The following is a 15645-nucleotide window of genomic DNA, read 5'->3' as shown; positions in this document are numbered from 1 at the left end:
CTGCGAAACCATCGCAGGCCGCCGTAGAAGACTCGGGCTGGTAGCCTGAGTAAGTCCAAGAATCCTGCCGCACGCCCCAAACGCGATTTTGTGCCGATTTTGGGGGAGGTGCTTGCACAGCGAAGGGGGGGTGATTGATTGTTGCCTTCCGCTGCATAGAGATGAATGGCTGGTTCACTAGGGATCGAACCATCCTACGACCTGTGTTTTCGCGCTTTGCGCGAACGGATGCTTCCCTAAAGGGACTAGGCGCTGTGCGCCGTCGCTGATAGCATCCCTACAAGGCCTGCCTTGCTTGTAGGGTTTCGCCTTCCTGCTAGTCAGCCTACGGCATAAAGTGAGGGATGCGGAATGATTTTGGCGTAATTGGTAGCGCGTAAGCGCGTCACATTGTTGCGTCGCGCAGAACGCCAGTCGGTTTGTGGAATGAATGAAGGTTAGCGGAGCGCTTTAGGCAAAGAGGTAGTGTAATGCGTTACCTTTACAGCATTTACAGCGCTGCACCTACACGCTTGGTTTTATGGCGCCTTTGTCGCAGCGGTTGCCCCAGGAGTCTATGAGGGACTCGTTGCGGTAGACGCAGATGATTTCGCAGTGGTTGGCGCATTTTTGGCACTCGACCTCGCGGGTGGCGAACTCGAAGGTGTTGAGGGCATCGAAGTCGAAGGGCTCGCCGCCACCCGCGCCGGCCCCGGGTGCAGCCTCGGCGGCCAGCAGGGCCACGCCGAACGCGCCCATGAGGTGGCCGTCTGGGTCTACCAGCACGTCCATGCCCAGCATGTCCTCGAATGCTTGCACCACACCGGCGTTCTTGCTCACGCCGCCTTGGAACACCACCGGCGCGACAATTTTCTTGCCTTTGCCCACGTTATTCAGGTAGTTCGACGCCACGGCGCGGCAGAGCCCGGCGATGATATCTTCGCGCGCGTAACCCACCTGAATCTTGTGCACGAGGTCGCTCTCGGCAAACACGGTGCAGCGCGCCGCGATGTTCGCCGGCTTCTGCGACGTGAGCGCAATGGCGCCGAATTCCTCCACCTCTACGCCCAGCCGGTGCGCTTGGCTCGACAGAAACGCGCCCGTGCCAGCAGCGCAGAGCGTGTTCATGGCGTAGTCCACCGCCACGCCGCCTTCCACGCAGATGATCTTGGAATCCTGTCCGCCAATTTCCAGAATGGTGCGCACGTCGGGGTGCAGAAACGTGGTGCCCACGGCGTGCGCGGTGATCTCGTTTTTCACCACGGCTGCGCCGCAGAGCGCGCCCACCAGTCGCCGCGCGCTGCCCGTGGTTCCTACGGCGCGCACGCACACGGTGTCGCGGTCTACCTGCGACCCCAGGTCGGCCACAACGCGCCGCGCGGCCTCGGCGGGATTGCCCTCCGTCCACAAATACGAGCGCGCCACAATGGAGCGATTCGCGTCAATGATCACGCCCTTCGTGGAAATGGATCCAATGTCTATCCCCAGGTAGTAGTTTGATTCTGCTTCGCTCATCTTGCTTCTCCTTTTACTGCGAAAACCCCTCGTAACAAAGCTAGCTGTCGCCGCTCGGGATCCTTCCCCTGCGGGACTAGCTTCGCGTCGCGACTCCGGCGCTACGCGCCTCCGCTCAGGATGACAAGGGGTGGCGTATTCGGCACCCCGGGCGACAAAGGCGGGCTATTCGCTCATCGTGTCTTCTCCTTTTTCATGGCGAGCATGTCGTAGAAGGCCTCCAGGCGGGTGTCGAGGCCGGTGTCGCTGGTTTGCGAATCGTAGCTGAGGTACAGGATGGGCATGCCGGTGTCGCGGCTGACCTGCTGCAACACGGGGATGCAGTCCACCTCGGGCGTGCAGCCGGACGACTTCAAGTGCACCACGCCGTCGAAGCCTTCTTGCGCGTACTTCAGCGTGGCGGCGATGGTCATGCTAGACGTGGGGCCCATGTCGTAACGTACGTAGTCGGCAATGCTGGCGCGTAGATTCTTCTCGTGGTAGCGCAGGTTGCGGTTGGTCATGTTCAGCAGGCGATGCACCTCCACGCCCATGTCCAGCAGCTTGCGCTCCAGCCCCAGGTTGGAGTGGGGGTCTACCGCGGTGAAGTATTCGCCCACCACGCCCACGCGCACGGGGCGCTCAACGTGGCGCAGGGGAAGCGCGCGCAGAGCCTCCATGCCGCGACGCTGTGCCTCGGCAATGTCGCGCTCGGTGGTGGCGGCGCGCATGTCGGCGTGATAAGCCGCCAGCGTGCGGTCGAACGACCCGCGCTCCACCTCAAATCCGGCGTGGGCCAGGTAAAAGTCCTGCGCTTCGTCCAAGCATTCAATCATCTTGAACACCGCCAGCATACCGCGCACGCCGCGCGGCACCGACAGATTCGGATTCACCGTTTTCTTGCACACCTCGATGTACTCCGTCAGCGGCTTGCCGGTGACGGTGGCGAAGTTCAGCATCTGGAATTCGTAGCCCATGTCGCGCAGGATGGACTCCTGTAGCTCGCCGTAATAGCCCAGGCGACAGGGGCCTGCGAACTGCACGAGCACGTCGGCGCCCAGCTCCAGCGCCTCAATGTAGTCGCCCAGAATGTGCTTGAAGGGGGCACACACGTAGTCGCTCGCGTTGCGACTGCCCAGTTCAACCGTGCGTTTTGTGGGCTCAGGGAGCGGCAGGTAGTCGGCGTCGAGCACCTGCTCAACAAAGAATTTGAACACGATGTCGTAGTAGCTGTAGCGCAAAAAGGCTACGCGCGTGCGGGCGTGGCGGTCGCGTTTGGGCTGGCGCGGGCGCGGCGGCAGAAGGCGCGGCGGGCGCTTGCGTTCCAGCTGCAGGGCAATGCGGGCGCGCAGCGAATCGTCGTCCGACCCGTTGAACAGGGTGAACCCGCTGCGCGTGCGGTCGTCGCTGGTGGGGGAGTTGCTTGCGGCGGGGGCTGCGCCGCCAGTGGCTGGCGCGTTTTCTGCGCCCGCGCCGCCCTCAAACATCTCAGCCATGGACGTAGCCTCCGCTCTTCTGGTAGCGCAGAATGTCGACGAAACTCTCGATGCGCGTTTCCAGCCCGGCCGTGCCGCTCTGTGCGTCGATGGTCAGGTTCAAAATGGGTTTGCCCTGGATACAGCGCATGATGGCGTCGTCGGTCATGGAGTCCGGCCCGCACGGAAACGCGCTCAGCAGCACCACGCCGTCCACCTTGTTGTGCAGAAGCGTCAGCGCGCCAATGAGCTCGCGGTTCACAATCCACTGCAGCGTTTCGGAGAATTCCAAGCTGGCTTTGAAGGCGCGCCAGCGATCCATCTCATCGGCGTAGAGCACCACGGCACCCAGGCGTTTGAGTGGGTCGGTCACGCTGCCGCCCAGGTAGGGGTCGTGCGCCAAATACGGATGCGCTACTACTACTATAGTAAGCGGCTGCTCGGCCAGCGCGTCACCCGCGCCGCCGCCCGCGCCCGCCGCCTCCAGCGCCGCCAGCTGCCGCTCCTGCGCCTCCGCCGTAGCCCGACACGCACGCTCCTGAGCGCGCGAGGCCGCCTTCCACACCCGCTTCGCTTCGCGCGGGTTCGCGCCAAAACGCTCGGCCAGCCCCATGAATGCCTCGCGCATCCCCAGGCGCTCGCCCCGCTCGTCTACCAGGCACGATACCACGCGCACGTCGCGGTCGCGCAGCGTGTTCGCCACCATGTCGGGCAGTGCTTGGAACTTGGTGCAGAACCCCTTGCGGTGCCCCAGATTCGCAAAGCTGGGTACGAACAGCGCATCGCACGCGCCCACGAGGCTGGCTGCGTGACCCATGTACACTTTCGACGCCAGGCAACTTTCGTCCACGGAGAGCGCCTCGCCCTCGGCCACGAGCGCGCGGTCGGTCTCGCGGCTGAGCACCACCTCACGCCCCAACTCGGCAAACAGCGTTTCCCACAGCACGCCATAGCGGTGGTACAAAAGCGCACGCGGGATGCCCACGCGCTGCACGTCGGCGTAGTCGCTCTGTTTGAGGATACCCATGCGGCCCCTTAGTCTCGATCTCTCGCCCACCATGGTATCCCTTTACTTCATGGCCGTCCCTGAGCAGGCGCGCTTCGCCACAAACCTTCCAGGGGCCGAAACGGGTGCGTCGCCGATGCGGCAGCTACGCCATCAAACCGCCGAGGTATACGAAGGAGGCAAGCGATCTTCGGGGGTGGTCGGGCAGTTGGGCAGTTGGGCTGTTGGGGGGAGAGGGTCGGCAGCTCCTTCGACACCCCCTTCAACCCCCCCTGGCGCAAAAGAGGAGGGTTCGCAGAGCGCCCCCTCTGTATCCGTGAGGTTACAAAAGTTTTTGAAAGGGTTCAAGGCGAGCGGTGAGGCAGGTGAAGCGCAGTAAAATGCCCGAGGACAATGCCACTGAGGTGAATGTGAAAGCAAAATCGTTGAACATTAAGCAAATTCGCTACTTTGCTGCCGTGGTTGAGCTCGGCAGTCTGTCGGCGGCAGCAAAAGACCAATTTGTCACGGTGCAAGCGGTGTCAAAAGCTATCGCAGATCTCGAGCACGAACTGGGTCATCAGCTGTTCGTACGCGAGAGTCGTGGTGTGCGTCCCACTCCCTTCGGTACGGCGTTTTATCAGCGCGCGCTTTCGGTTTTGCGCAATTTTGATGACTTGGAGGCCTTCTCTGCATCGTACGAGGACGTGCATCAGCCCGGCGCGTTGCGTTTGGCCTTGTGCGTGCCGCCCTTCGTCGGCCACGAGCGGGCGTGCAGCAGCATAGCTGCGTTTGCGAAACGAGGGCTGGGCATCGACACCTCCGTCGTGCTGGATACAGGGAAAGGCGCGCTGTCGGGGCTGTGTTCCGACGAATACGACGCCTTTATCGTGGTGGGCCCCTTCTCGCATCCGGAGGTTGACTGCATACCGGTGGGCACGGTGTCTCCGGGCGTGCAGATGATCAAGAGTCACCCCTTGGCGGACCGCGATGCCGTCAGCTTGGAAGATTTGCAGTCCTACCCGGCATCCTTTTCTACGAATTTCGAAACGTTCAACGAAGCTCTCATGGCGCTTTATCGCAAGCGGAACCTGCCCGTGCCGAGTACGGTGATAGACAGCACGGACACGCTCATCCGCCATTACCTTATCAACCAGGGAGTTTGCTTTATCGTTCACGTTCCTGCGCTGGGCGAAATGTTCCCCGGTACGGCAATTAAGCCGCTGGTTGCGGCCGACACCATCGCCATTCCCATTTGCCTCGTCAGCCTGAAATCCCGCAAGACCCCCGCCTATCGAGCCTTCGAGCACTGGCTGGCAACCCAGCTCGCCCTCATGGCCGGTGCCACTGCGTCGCAGAACTAGAGTGCCCTCAGGCAAAGTGTGATAGGGGGTTGCAAGCGCGCTGCCTGATGGTCGCGCACTGTGTCTTCTTGTGCTTTTGCACAAAAGTAACCATGCAGTTACGGTACCCCCTTGTCAATTTTTCATACGAATTCGCTTAAAAATAAATTTGAAGGCCGCCTCTAAGGACTAAGTACTGTGCACACTGCGAGTACAATGGCTCCCGGTGTGCACGTTTGGCCTGATGAAGGTGTGTTGTTGAACATTAAGCAAATCACATACATGGTGACCGTGGTGAAGTGTGGCAGTCTGTCGGCGGCCGCCAAAGAATTGTATGTGACCGTGCAGGCCGTCTCGAAAGCTATCGCCGATCTTGAGCGCGAATTGAACCATCGTTTGTTCGTGCGAGAGAGCCACGGCGTGCGGCCCACCCCCTTCGGCATCGCCTTCAATCGCAAGGCGGAGAAGGTGATGGAAAGCTTCCACGAACTTGAAGAGTTCGCGCGCACCTACGACGAGGGCGACAAGGAACGGCTGAACTCCTTGCATATGGCGCTGAATACGCCGCCGTTTCCCGGCTACGAGGTGGTGTGCGAAAACACTGCGGCGCTGCTGAAGTCGCAGATGGGTTTAGAGGTTGTTATTGAGCAGGTCATGGGTCGTGCGGGGCTGGAAGGCCTTCACGCGGGCACGTACGACGCGCTTATCACGGTGGGTGCGTTCAATCACAGCACCACCACCTGCTGCGCTGTGGGCACCGTTCCGGCGGGCGTGCTCGTGCGCAAAGATCACGCGCTCGCGCAGAAGGATCACGTGTCGGTGGCTGACCTGGAGCCTTATCCGATTGCTCTCGCCGACTGGTTCCACGAGGCGAACGAAACCATTGTGTCCGAGTACTCGAAGCGTGCTCCGCATTTGCACTTCGTTGATCTGGGGATCGACGACATCGGCCCGTTTCTGCTGAAGGATGGCATTCTGTTCACCACCGGCATCCCGGCGTTCGGCCGCGCGCTGCCCGGTTTGGCCATGCGCATGATGACGGCGGAAGATGCCGTGATGTCTCCCATTTGCATTGTGTGCCTGAAAGAACGCAGTTCTTCGATACTTTCCCTGGTGAAGAAGCTGAAGCTGGGGGATGTTGTCTCCTTGCTGGGCTAGGGCGGAGCTGCGCGGCGGAGGCGGAGGTGCGCCCGTGCGCCCGTGCGCTTACGTTTCCCCATCTTCCCCTTCCGCGACTCACCTATGAAAAGGCCCGCGTCCAAGCCCGAAGGCTGGTGCGCGGGCCTTTCCCTTTTAACTGTGCGGAATACTAGTTCGTCGCCTTCTTCTTGAGGCCTGCCCAGATGAGCGCGGCCAGTGCGGCACCCACCAGCGGGGCCACGATGAACACCCACACCTGGCTGAGCGCGGTTACGTCGCCCGAGGCGGCCAGCACGGCGGCCGGGCCGAAGCTGCGCGCCGGGTTCACCGACGTGCCCGTCAGCGGAATGCCCATGATGTGGACAAATGCCAACGTGAGGCCAATGATGATGCCGGCGTAGGGCGCCGTGCGCTCATCCGCCGTAGAGCCCAGCACGCTCAGCACGAACACGCAGGTGAGAATGACTTCCACAATGAGGGCGCCCACTACAGACAGCCCCACGGCCGACTGCTCGCCGAAGCCGTTGCAGCCGAGCCCCGTCATAATGACGCCGCCCAAGTCGCACATACTAATGATAAGCGCCAGCACCGCCGCCGCCACAAGTCCCCCGATGAACTGGGCAACCCAGTAGCCGATGAGGTCCTTGGCCGACAGTCGCTTGTCCAAAAACAGTCCCAGTGATACGGCCGGGTTGATGTGGCATCCGGACACGTTGCCAATGACAAACGCCATGGCAATGATGGACAGACCGAACGCCAGCGCAATGCCCAGCGTTCCCAGCGTGGCCCCCGCCACAGCCGCGCTTCCGCAGCCGAACAGCGTAAGGACGAAGGTGCCGAATGCCTCGGCGGCGTATTTCTTTACTGACGATACTTCCATGTGTAGGCTCCCCTAGCTTTCTGTGCGTACGTGTTCGTTGTGCTTGCTCGCGAAACGCGAAGCCTACTTCATGCTGCCGATGCGGCAAATGGTGCTGCCGCAATCCGGGCACTTACCCTTCGTGATGGGCTTGCCGTTCTTCGTCTCGCCCGCCACCGGGTCTTTCATGACCTTCTTCTCCTTGCACTTCATGCAATAAGCTTCAACCGACATAATGACTCCTCTCCCTTGTGAAATAGGTGCAATGACCATCCTCGTTATAGAGAAACCCCAAGTCAATCCTTCAAAATACTATTGAACTCCCCGGTGTCCTAAGTTTTGCCACCGGGGAGGTGTATTTGTGTGGAAGGGGAGAGAGGGAGCAAGAGAAGAAGAGGCAAGGGAAAGGAAGCGTTTGCAGTACGGTAATGCACTATGGTAAAATGAACCGCCAAAGCGGAAGGAGGCGTATGCAGGCTACGTTGAATATTCGGATTGATCAGACGCTCAAAGAGCGCGGCGACAAAGTGTTGCGCGATCATGGCGTGAGTACGTCGGCTGCCGTGCGCGCCTTGTGGGAGCAACTCGCTTCCTCGCGTGAGCTTCCGCCGTTTTTGCAGGAGAGTCTTCAGAAGTCGAGCGGGCGAACGCAGAAGAAGGCGGCGTTGCTGGAACTGGCGGGTGTAGGCGAGGGGTTGTGCTCGAACCTCACTGATAACGAGATGCGCGACCTGTATATGAGCCGCTATGAATAGTGTGCTGGTTGATACCAATGTCTGGGTCGATATTGTATTAAAGCGGCCCGATTTCGTTGAGGACTCTCTGGGTGCGGTCATGGTGTGCATTGACAAGGGCGTGCGCCTGTTGGTAGTGGGCACCTCGGTGAAGGATGTATTTTATTGGGCGGCCAAGTCGGCCGGCGCTGATGCGGGCTATCGTGCGCTTGACCTGCTGTTTAGCATTGCTGATATTGCCGCTGTGGACGACCCGGTGTGTAAACAGGCCCTCACATTGGAAAAGCCCGACTACGAAGATGGCATTATTGCCGCCTGTGCGCAAGTAGAGCAAGTAGATGCCATTCTTTCACGTGATGCTGCCGCGTTCAACACCAGAGCCATTCCTAAGTTCACACCCACCGAACTCATAGCCCATTTGGGCTATGAATCTTTCGAGTTCTAAATGAGGGTGGGGATGAACTGGGGAAAGTGAGGGGAAGAGAAGGAGGGGCTCGGGAGGGTTGGGGGAGCGTGCCGGCCGGGATGACTCGTCACGATTGCGTTTGCCTACACCTACGTGTGGTCAGGGGCGGCGCGCTCCTTCAACCCTCCCGAGGGGAGTGGGAGATGGGAAGGTGGGAGGTGGGTTAGTCGCCGTTCGGTGTGGTGCCTTTCACGGTGTCGTACGTCCAGTCGACAATGCCGCCCATGTCGTTCACATTGGTGAAGCCCATGCTCACCAACTTGTCGGAAGCTTGTTTGCTGCGTACGCCGGTGCGGCAGTACACGATGAGGGTGTCGTCCTTGTTCAGGCCGTCGGGCGGGGTGGTGGTGATGTCCTCGTTCGGGATGTTCACGGAGCCGGGCACGTGGCCGTCGGCATACTCCTGCGGCGTGCGCACGTCCACCACGGTGACGTCGCCTTCGTCCATGAGGGCCTTTGCGTCGGCTGCGGTAATCTTGTGATAAGCGCTGGTCTCGGTATCTGTGGCGGTATTTATACCGCCATTTGATCCTTCTGCTGAGCTGTCGCTGTTAGTTGGGCCGCCTGCGCAGGCCGAAAGCCCCAGCGCAGCTACCAACGCCACCGCCACCACGACGCCTCCCAAGGCTGTTCGGGAAATCGTTCGTGTTCTCATGGCCGGTCCTTTCGCCGCGTTTCTGTAATCAAATTAAGTACAGTTACACCATAGAACGCACCACAAGCAAAGTCAAGCAAAAACCTAGGAAAACAATACGGGAAAAACCCGCGAAACCATTTTGTTACTCTGCCCTTGCTGCTCAGGCTGCGTTTCGCGTCGCAAAAAAGTGTGACGCGCTTCGCGCTGGCTAATACACCACGAGTTTTCTTGCGTCCCTAACCTTATGACGCGGGCTGACTGCCTTGTAGGCGTTGACTTGCAATCGGGACAGCCCCCGTAGGGATGCTCTCCAGAGCATCCGTTCGCGCGAAGCGCGAAAACGCAGGTCATGCTCGTGTTCTCCGCCTTCGGCGGAGCGGATGCACTGGAGTGCATCCCTACGGGGGCTATGCTTCTTGTTGGATCTTGCCTTCAAGTCAGTCAGCCTGCGTCGTAAAGTTAGGGACTTGAATACCCTATAGCGTATTCAGTAGCGCGTCAGCGCGTCACCTTTTTATAACGCGAAGTGAGATACCCGCTTATCCCTTGTCGCCGCCTACGGTTACGCCGGACCAGTCGAGGATGCCGCCGGCCATGTCGTAGATGTTGGTGAAGCCCATCTTAATAAGTTTGGCGGCGGTCTTCTTGCTGCGCGAGCCGGTGCGGCAGTACAGCAGCACGGGGTCATGCTGGTGCTCTGCCAGCGCGGGCGGGGGCGTGGTGCCCACCTCGACGGCGGGGATGTGCAGGCAGCCGCGCAGATGCCCATCGGCGTATTCCGCCGCCGAGCGCACGTCCACTACCGTTACGCCGCCGGCGTCGACGAACTCTTCGGCCTCATCGGCCGTGAGCTGATGGTAGGCATCGCACGTGGCTAAGAACGCCTGGGCGGCACTCAGTTCTTCGTCCGGTTTCTCGGGCGCGCCTTCGCCGTCGGTGCTGTTCGCAAGCATGTTTTCAGGTGCGTTGTCCCGCTTTGCTTCGTCCGCCATGCCGCTCTCCTTCCGCGCTCTCTGCGCCGCCTCGGTTACGAGGTGTCTCCGCTTCGTATAACTGTAACACTAGTACGTACAGTTATACGTGTCAAGAAAGAAGAGAAGAAAAGCACGGGCACTACTTCCCTACGCTGGCGAACAGGTTGTTTAGTTCCTCGGTGACCGTGGGGTGGGTGAACACGGCGTCGCGGAAGTCGGCGGCGGTGGCGTTGTCGTCGAGGAAGCGCTTCGCCAGGTTCACGATTTCGGGCGCACCGGTGCAGTAGAGGTGCACGCCCAGCACGCGGTCGGTGGATGCGTCCACCACGGCTTTCATCAGCAGCGCCTCCTTGCCCAGCAGCGGCACCTTAGGCATATCGTCGGCTGTAAGCGTGGCAGTGGCCACCTCGAAGCCCTGGTCACGAGCTTCCTTCTCGGTCAGCCCGACGTGCGCGATGGGCGGGTCAGCGAAAATACACGACGGCACGGCGCCGCGAGTGGCAAGTGTGTAGCTGCCGTCGCCCAGTACATCGGAGGCCACAATGCGGTAGCCGTCGTACGACACGTACGTGAACTGCTGCGCCTCGGCCGCGTCGCCCATGGCCCAGATGTTCGGGGCCGTGGTGCGCAGGTGCTCGTCGGTGACGATGGTGCCGCGCTCGTCGGTGCGCACGCCGGCGGCCTCCAGGTTCAGGTGATCAACGGCAGCGCGCCTCCCGGTGGCTACTAACACCAAATCGCAGGTGAGACGGGATTCCTTGCCGTCGACGTCCACCACCACAAGGGCTTCGGCCACGTCATCTTCCACGGCTTTCACGTTTGCGCCCAACATAAAATGGATGCCGCGCTGCTCGAAGTTGGCACGCACGACACGGGCCACCTCAGCGTCCTCGCGCGGCAAAAAGTCGGTGCCGCTCTGCATAACCGTTACGTCCACGCCGAAGTCGGCGAACAGCGAGGCGAATTCCAGCCCCACGTAACCTGCGCCAATGATGATGGCGGTTTCGGGCAGCACCTCCACGTCCAGTAGTGACTCGCTGGTGTACACGCGCGAGCCGTCGAGGCCCGGGATGGGTGGCAGCTTGGGCTCGGAGCCGGTGTCGATGAACGTGCGCGTGGCTTCCAGTGTGCGTTCGCCCTCGTCGGTGCGTACGCGCAGGTGCGTGGTGTCGATGAACGACGCTTCGCCATCGATCACTTCCACGCCTGGGTGGTCGGCCAACACGCGGTAGTTGCGCTCGCGCAGACGGCTCGTAGCCTGATTCTTCAGGTTGACGGCTGCCTGAAACCGCTCGGCGCGGGCGGGGAATTCGCCCCCTTCGAAGGCACTTACCTCGGCGGCGTGCACCAGCATCTTCGACGGCAGACAGGCCGTGTTCACGCACGCGCCGCCGTACATCTTGTGCGAGCGCTCAATGACCGCGACGGTCTGCCCCGCGTCTGCCAGGGCCACGGCCAGCGGTTTTGCCGCCGCCCCGTAGCCAATGATTGCCGCGTCTACCTGGTTGGAGTGCTCCATGGTGCGTCCTTCCCTTGTCGGTTCTTCCGCCGCCGCGCCGGTGCGCACCGGGGCGCGTCTGCCGCGCGTGCGCGGGCGTTTCCTGTGCATGCTACGCCCTGCGCCGCTGCGGCCGTCGCCAGCGCATCGGGTGTGCGGCGCTTGGCACGCGCCTGTTGGGGAACTGGCACGAATGGGATGTAATCGGGCTCCGATCAGGCCCCGCGCACGCCGTAAAACCTTTATACTGGGGGCATATCGGTAGCGCGGACGGCCGAAAGCGTCCGCCAGCCCTCAGGGGTAATGCGTGGAAGGAGACCAGCATGGAGATTAAGAAGATTGCGGTTGCGGTCGACGAGTCCGAAGGATCGAAGCGCGCGCTCGAACTTGCCGCAGCGCTTGCGGCCCCCAACCCCGCCATTCACCTGGACCTGGTGTATGTGGTGCCCATCCCGCTGCTGGACGAATCGCAAACGGCCAGCTTCAAGGACATCCTCGACATGATGATTGCCGACGGCGAGGGCGTGCTGGCCGACATGGAAGAAGAAATGGGCGAAGCCGTGGTCGATCGCACCGACACACTGTTGCTTACGGGCACGAATCCGGCTACGGAAATCATCAAGCTGCTGGAGCAGCGCGACTACGACATGGTGGTCATAGGCAGCCGCGGCCTGAGCGGCCTGAAAGAGTACATGGGCAGCGTCAGCCACAAAGTACTGAACGGCTCGCCGGTCCCGGTACTCATCGCGAAGTAATTCCTTTGTCATCCTGAGCGAAGCGCCGCAAGGCGCGTAGTCGCGACGCGAAGCTAGTCCCGCAGGGGAAGGATCCCGAGCGGTGCCAACAGTGAGACTTCCTGCTGGCGCCACACGGGATCCTTCGACTCACTTCGTTCGTTCAGGATGACAAAGAGGGCTGGCCGCGTTGTGCTCGTAAGGTTGCAAGGAGGGTGTTGTGAGGGAACGTAAGAATGTGCTGCTGCTGTTCAGTAAGCCGCCGGTGCCGGGGCTGGTGAAAACGCGCTTGACCACGCTCAAGGACGGTGTGTTCACGCCTGAGGTGGCATCGGCACTGTATCACTGCATGCTGTTCGACGTGACCGAAATATGTTGCGCAGCGCTGGCCGACCTTGAGGCGCGCGCCGAGGCCGCCGTTGCGGCGGGTGCGGACGTGCGCGACGTGTACGAGCTGATCATCTCCACAACGCCGGCGTCGAACGTGGACGTGATGCGACGCCTGTTCGAAGAGTCGGGCACTTGGCCGCGCGAAATTGTGTTCATTGCCGACGAGGGAGCCAGCTTCGACGAACATTACAATCATGCGTTTGACCAGGCGTTCGAACGCGGGGCCGACGCCGTGCTGTCCATGGGCGCCGACATGCCGGCCCTCACCAAGGCGGACATCTTCGCCGGCTTCGACGCGCTGCATCGCCTGGACAACGTGGAGGGCGGCGGCATCGTGCTGGCCCCTGACCAGGAGATGGGCGTGTCGGTGATCGGCTGGACGCGCGCGACCGACTTCAGCCACACGGGCGTGTTCTACAACGCCGAGGGCCTCACCGTGCTGCCCGCCTACATCGCGAAGGCTCGCGAGCGCGACCTGCCGGCGCTCTACCTGCCGCCCATTCCCGACGTGGACACCATGGCCGACCTCATGCACGCCATTACCGTGGTGGAGGCGCTGAACTACTGCGCGCGCCACGACGATATCACACCCCCCTGGCGCACCGCCGACGCCCTCGCGCAGATGGGCTGGAGCGAAGTGCGCGTTCCCCCGAACGACCTCCACGACCCGCGCGAGGACATCGACCGCTAGGTCACTCGGGGATTCCAACCAAAGTTTTTGTACATTCTTCGTAGGGCGAGGCTCTGCCCTTGCCGCTTGGCATGGGTAACTTAGTTCCTTTCAGCACGCCCTCCACCGCGCAACGGGGCGGTTGCCGCCGCCGCGCGCACGCACTTCGCTCGCTTCGCTTCCCGGATACTAGAGCGAACTGACGTGGCGCGAAGGAGCAACTATGGAAGGCGTAGATCGAACGGGAAGCACGGCGGCTGACGAGGCGCGCGTGCGCGAGGCGGCGGAACCCAACACAACAACCGAGCCGAACAAAGTGGCGAATATGCTGCTCACCGGGGCACCACCTGCGGCCGATCCGGCAGCGGGGACGGTGGCGAATATGCCGCCGCGCGAGCCTTCGACGAGCGCACCCGCCCCGGCGACTCAACCAGCGCCAACACCCGCGCCTGCTTCAGCATCCACCTCCACGCACGAAACGCGCGCCGAGCGTCGCGCCGCCCGACGTGCGGCGAAGCTTGCAGCCGACACCGCACGCCAGGGCGACGTGCCCCCGAATGACGCCGCGCCCGAGCGCAAGCGCGGCGTGGCCGCCGTGTTCGCGGGCCTTCTGCTGGCCATGTTCGTGAGCACGCTGTCGGAAACAGTGACGGCCACGGCGCTGCCCACCATTGTGGGCGACCTCGGCGGCGTCGACCACATGCAGTGGGTCACGACGGCCTATATTTTGGCGTCCACCATCATGATGCCCATCTACGGCAAACTGGGCGACCTCTTCGGACGAAAATACCTGTTCATTGTGGCGCTTTCTATCTTTATTATAGGCTCGGCCACCTGCGGGCTCGCGCCCAGCATGGACGGACTCATTGCGGGCCGCGCCGTGGAAGGTCTCGGCGGCGGTGGCCTCATCATTTTGGCGCAAGCCACCATTGCCGACATCATCCCGCCGCGCCAGCGAGGCAAGTACATGGGCGTCATGGGGTCGGTGTTCGCCGTGTCCACGGTGGTGGGACCGCTGCTCGGCGGCTGGTTTGTGCAGGTGACGGGCTGGCGCTGGCTGTTCGCGTTCAACATTCCGCTGGCGGTGCTGGCCATTGCGGCGGTCGCCTTCTTCCTCACGAACCCGCAGCGGCGCGACAACCGGCCGCCGGTGGATGTGCTCGGCATGATGTCCATGGCCGTGTCGGTGTCCTCGCTCGTGCTGGCCACCGCGTGGGGCGGCACGCTGTTCCCGTGGCTGTCGTGGCAAATTCTGGGGCTATTCGCGCTGTTTGTGGTGGCGGCCGTGGTGTTTGTGCTGGTGGAGCGGCGGGCGCAGGAACCAATCATCCCGATGCTGCTGTTCAAGAACCGCAACTTCGTGGTGTGCACCCTCACGGGCATGTTTATCATGATTGGCATGATGGGCACGGTGTCGTATTTGCCCACGTACTTCCAAATTGTGGACGGCCTCGCGCCTGAGCAGGCCGGACTCATGACGTTCCCCATGATGGCGGGCGTGCTGCTCACCGCCGTGGGCACCGGTTTTCTGGCGACGAAAACGGGGCGCTATAAGTGGATGCCCATCGCATCGTGCGTGGTGGCGGCCGGGGGGTTCTTGCTGCTGTCGCGCCTGACGCCGGATACGTCGCTGCTGATGACAGGCGTGTATTTGTTCGTGCTGGGCTTTGGCATTGGTCTGGGGCAGCAAATTCTCGTGCTTATTGTGCAGAACGAATTCCCGCACGCCATTGTGGGTACGGCCACGGCGGCGAACAACTTCTTCCGCCAGATTGGTTCCACGCTGGGGGCGTCGCTCGTGGGCGCGCTGTTTACGTCGCGGCTAGCGGCCGACCTCGCCGCGCAGCTGCCGCGCGTGGACAACATCAGCATGAACCGCATCACACCCGACTTCGTTGACCACCTCAGCGGCCCGACGCGCGACATCATCACCACCGCGTATTCGGACGCGCTTGTGCCCATCTTCCTGTACGTGGTGCCGCTTCTGGCTGTGGGCTTCATCCTCATGCTCACTCTGAAGGAGAACCCCCTGGCCACCAACGTAAACCACACCGGCCACCCCGCCGACGATGCCCTATAGCGAAACGCTATAAAAGTGTGACGCGCTTCGCGCTAGCTAATACGCTATAGGGTAGCCCTTCCCTAGCTTTACGACGCAGGTTAACTGACCGGAAAGCAGTAGCAGGTTAACCGTAGTCCAGCTATAAAGAGTCAATAGGTAATTCGGGGTTTTTCTCGTTTGTTTTGGCTGCTTTTGATGACTGGAT

Annotated in this window: 15 protein-coding genes; 7 read left to right on the top strand and 8 right to left on the bottom strand. The window is 61.6% G+C overall.

Translation table 11 applies throughout. The features are described from left to right. Positions 1–504 precede the first annotated feature (504 nt). From QNJ86_RS12010 to QNJ86_RS12000, 3 genes are all read right to left on the bottom strand, one after another. Positions 505–1494, bottom strand: a complete 990-nt coding sequence (locus tag QNJ86_RS12010) for an acyl-CoA dehydratase activase (protein ID WP_283832876.1) — start codon at positions 1492–1494, stop codon at positions 505–507. Between the two features lie 173 nt (positions 1495–1667). After that, on the bottom strand, positions 1668–2969 hold the full coding sequence (locus QNJ86_RS12005; protein ID WP_283832875.1) for a 2-hydroxyacyl-CoA dehydratase: 1302 nt from the start codon (positions 2967–2969) through the stop codon (positions 1668–1670). Next, the gene (locus QNJ86_RS12000) at positions 2962–3975 is read right to left on the bottom strand and encodes an acyl-CoA dehydratase activase-related protein (RefSeq protein ID WP_283832874.1); all 1014 of its coding nucleotides are present in this window, start codon (positions 3973–3975) and stop codon (positions 2962–2964) included. The genes QNJ86_RS12005 and QNJ86_RS12000 overlap by 8 nt, the downstream gene beginning before the upstream one ends. Positions 3976–4310: 335 nt before the next feature. Between QNJ86_RS12000 and QNJ86_RS11995 the strand changes: the two genes are divergently transcribed. Then, on the top strand, positions 4311–5297 hold the full coding sequence (locus QNJ86_RS11995) for a LysR family transcriptional regulator (protein WP_283832873.1): 987 nt from the start codon (positions 4311–4313) through the stop codon (positions 5295–5297). Positions 5298–5534: 237 nt separating this feature from the next. After that, the gene (locus tag QNJ86_RS11990) at positions 5535–6434 is read left to right on the top strand and encodes a LysR family transcriptional regulator (RefSeq protein WP_283832872.1); all 900 of its coding nucleotides are present in this window, start codon (positions 5535–5537) and stop codon (positions 6432–6434) included. A gap of 151 nt (positions 6435–6585) precedes the next feature. On the opposite strand, the gene QNJ86_RS11985 is transcribed toward QNJ86_RS11990, so the two are convergent. Both QNJ86_RS11985 and QNJ86_RS11980 read right to left on the bottom strand, forming a co-directional pair. Next, positions 6586–7296: an aquaporin gene (locus tag QNJ86_RS11985; protein ID WP_283832871.1), complete on the bottom strand. Its 711-nt coding sequence runs from the start codon at positions 7294–7296 to the stop codon at positions 6586–6588. Positions 7297–7359: 63 nt separating this feature from the next. Continuing rightward, the gene (locus QNJ86_RS11980) at positions 7360–7509 is read right to left on the bottom strand and encodes a DUF5679 domain-containing protein (RefSeq protein ID WP_283832870.1); all 150 of its coding nucleotides are present in this window, start codon (positions 7507–7509) and stop codon (positions 7360–7362) included. 236 nt (positions 7510–7745) lie between these two features. On the opposite strand from QNJ86_RS11980, the gene QNJ86_RS11975 reads away from it, so the two are divergent. Together QNJ86_RS11975 and QNJ86_RS11970 are read left to right on the top strand one after the other, a co-directional pair. Next, positions 7746–8030: a type II toxin-antitoxin system RelB/DinJ family antitoxin gene (locus QNJ86_RS11975; RefSeq protein ID WP_283832869.1), complete on the top strand. Its 285-nt coding sequence runs from the start codon at positions 7746–7748 to the stop codon at positions 8028–8030. Beyond that, positions 8023–8454 (top strand): PIN domain-containing protein, encoded by a 432-nt coding sequence (locus QNJ86_RS11970; RefSeq protein ID WP_283832868.1) that lies wholly within the window; start codon positions 8023–8025, stop codon positions 8452–8454. Before QNJ86_RS11975 ends, QNJ86_RS11970 begins: the two co-directional genes overlap by 8 nt. A gap of 184 nt (positions 8455–8638) precedes the next feature. Here the strand turns inward: QNJ86_RS11970 and QNJ86_RS11965 are convergent, their stop codons facing one another. From QNJ86_RS11965 to QNJ86_RS11955, 3 genes are all read right to left on the bottom strand, one after another. After that, on the bottom strand, positions 8639–9130 hold the full coding sequence (locus tag QNJ86_RS11965) for a rhodanese-like domain-containing protein (protein WP_283832867.1): 492 nt from the start codon (positions 9128–9130) through the stop codon (positions 8639–8641). 521 nt (positions 9131–9651) lie between these two features. Beyond that, the gene (locus tag QNJ86_RS11960; protein ID WP_283832866.1) at positions 9652–10104 is read right to left on the bottom strand and encodes a rhodanese-like domain-containing protein; all 453 of its coding nucleotides are present in this window, start codon (positions 10102–10104) and stop codon (positions 9652–9654) included. 121 nt (positions 10105–10225) lie between these two features. Then, positions 10226–11605 carry a dihydrolipoyl dehydrogenase family protein gene (locus tag QNJ86_RS11955; RefSeq protein WP_283832865.1) on the bottom strand — a complete coding sequence of 460 codons (1380 nt, stop codon included), beginning with the start codon at positions 11603–11605 and terminating at the stop codon, positions 10226–10228. A 302-nt stretch (positions 11606–11907) separates the two neighbouring features. Between QNJ86_RS11955 and QNJ86_RS11950 the strand changes: the two genes are divergently transcribed. The 3 genes from QNJ86_RS11950 (at position 11908) to QNJ86_RS11940 (ending at position 15458) form a co-directional block, all read left to right on the top strand. Next, a complete protein-coding gene (locus tag QNJ86_RS11950; protein WP_283832864.1) occupies positions 11908–12339 on the top strand; it encodes a universal stress protein in 432 nt (143 codons plus the stop codon). Between the two features lie 199 nt (positions 12340–12538). Next, positions 12539–13399 carry a TIGR04282 family arsenosugar biosynthesis glycosyltransferase gene (locus QNJ86_RS11945; protein ID WP_283832863.1) on the top strand — a complete coding sequence of 287 codons (861 nt, stop codon included), beginning with the start codon at positions 12539–12541 and terminating at the stop codon, positions 13397–13399. A gap of 202 nt (positions 13400–13601) precedes the next feature. Further along, a complete protein-coding gene (locus QNJ86_RS11940) occupies positions 13602–15458 on the top strand; it encodes an MDR family MFS transporter (protein WP_283832862.1) in 1857 nt (618 codons plus the stop codon). Positions 15459–15645 lie beyond the last annotated feature (187 nt).

The sequence above is a fragment of the Gordonibacter faecis genome (genome assembly GCF_030077735.1).
Lineage (GTDB): Bacteria > Actinomycetota > Coriobacteriia > Coriobacteriales > Eggerthellaceae > Gordonibacter > Gordonibacter faecis.
The sequence above is the reverse complement of the archived record's forward strand: the minus strand, read 5'-3'. Positions and strand labels throughout refer to the sequence as shown.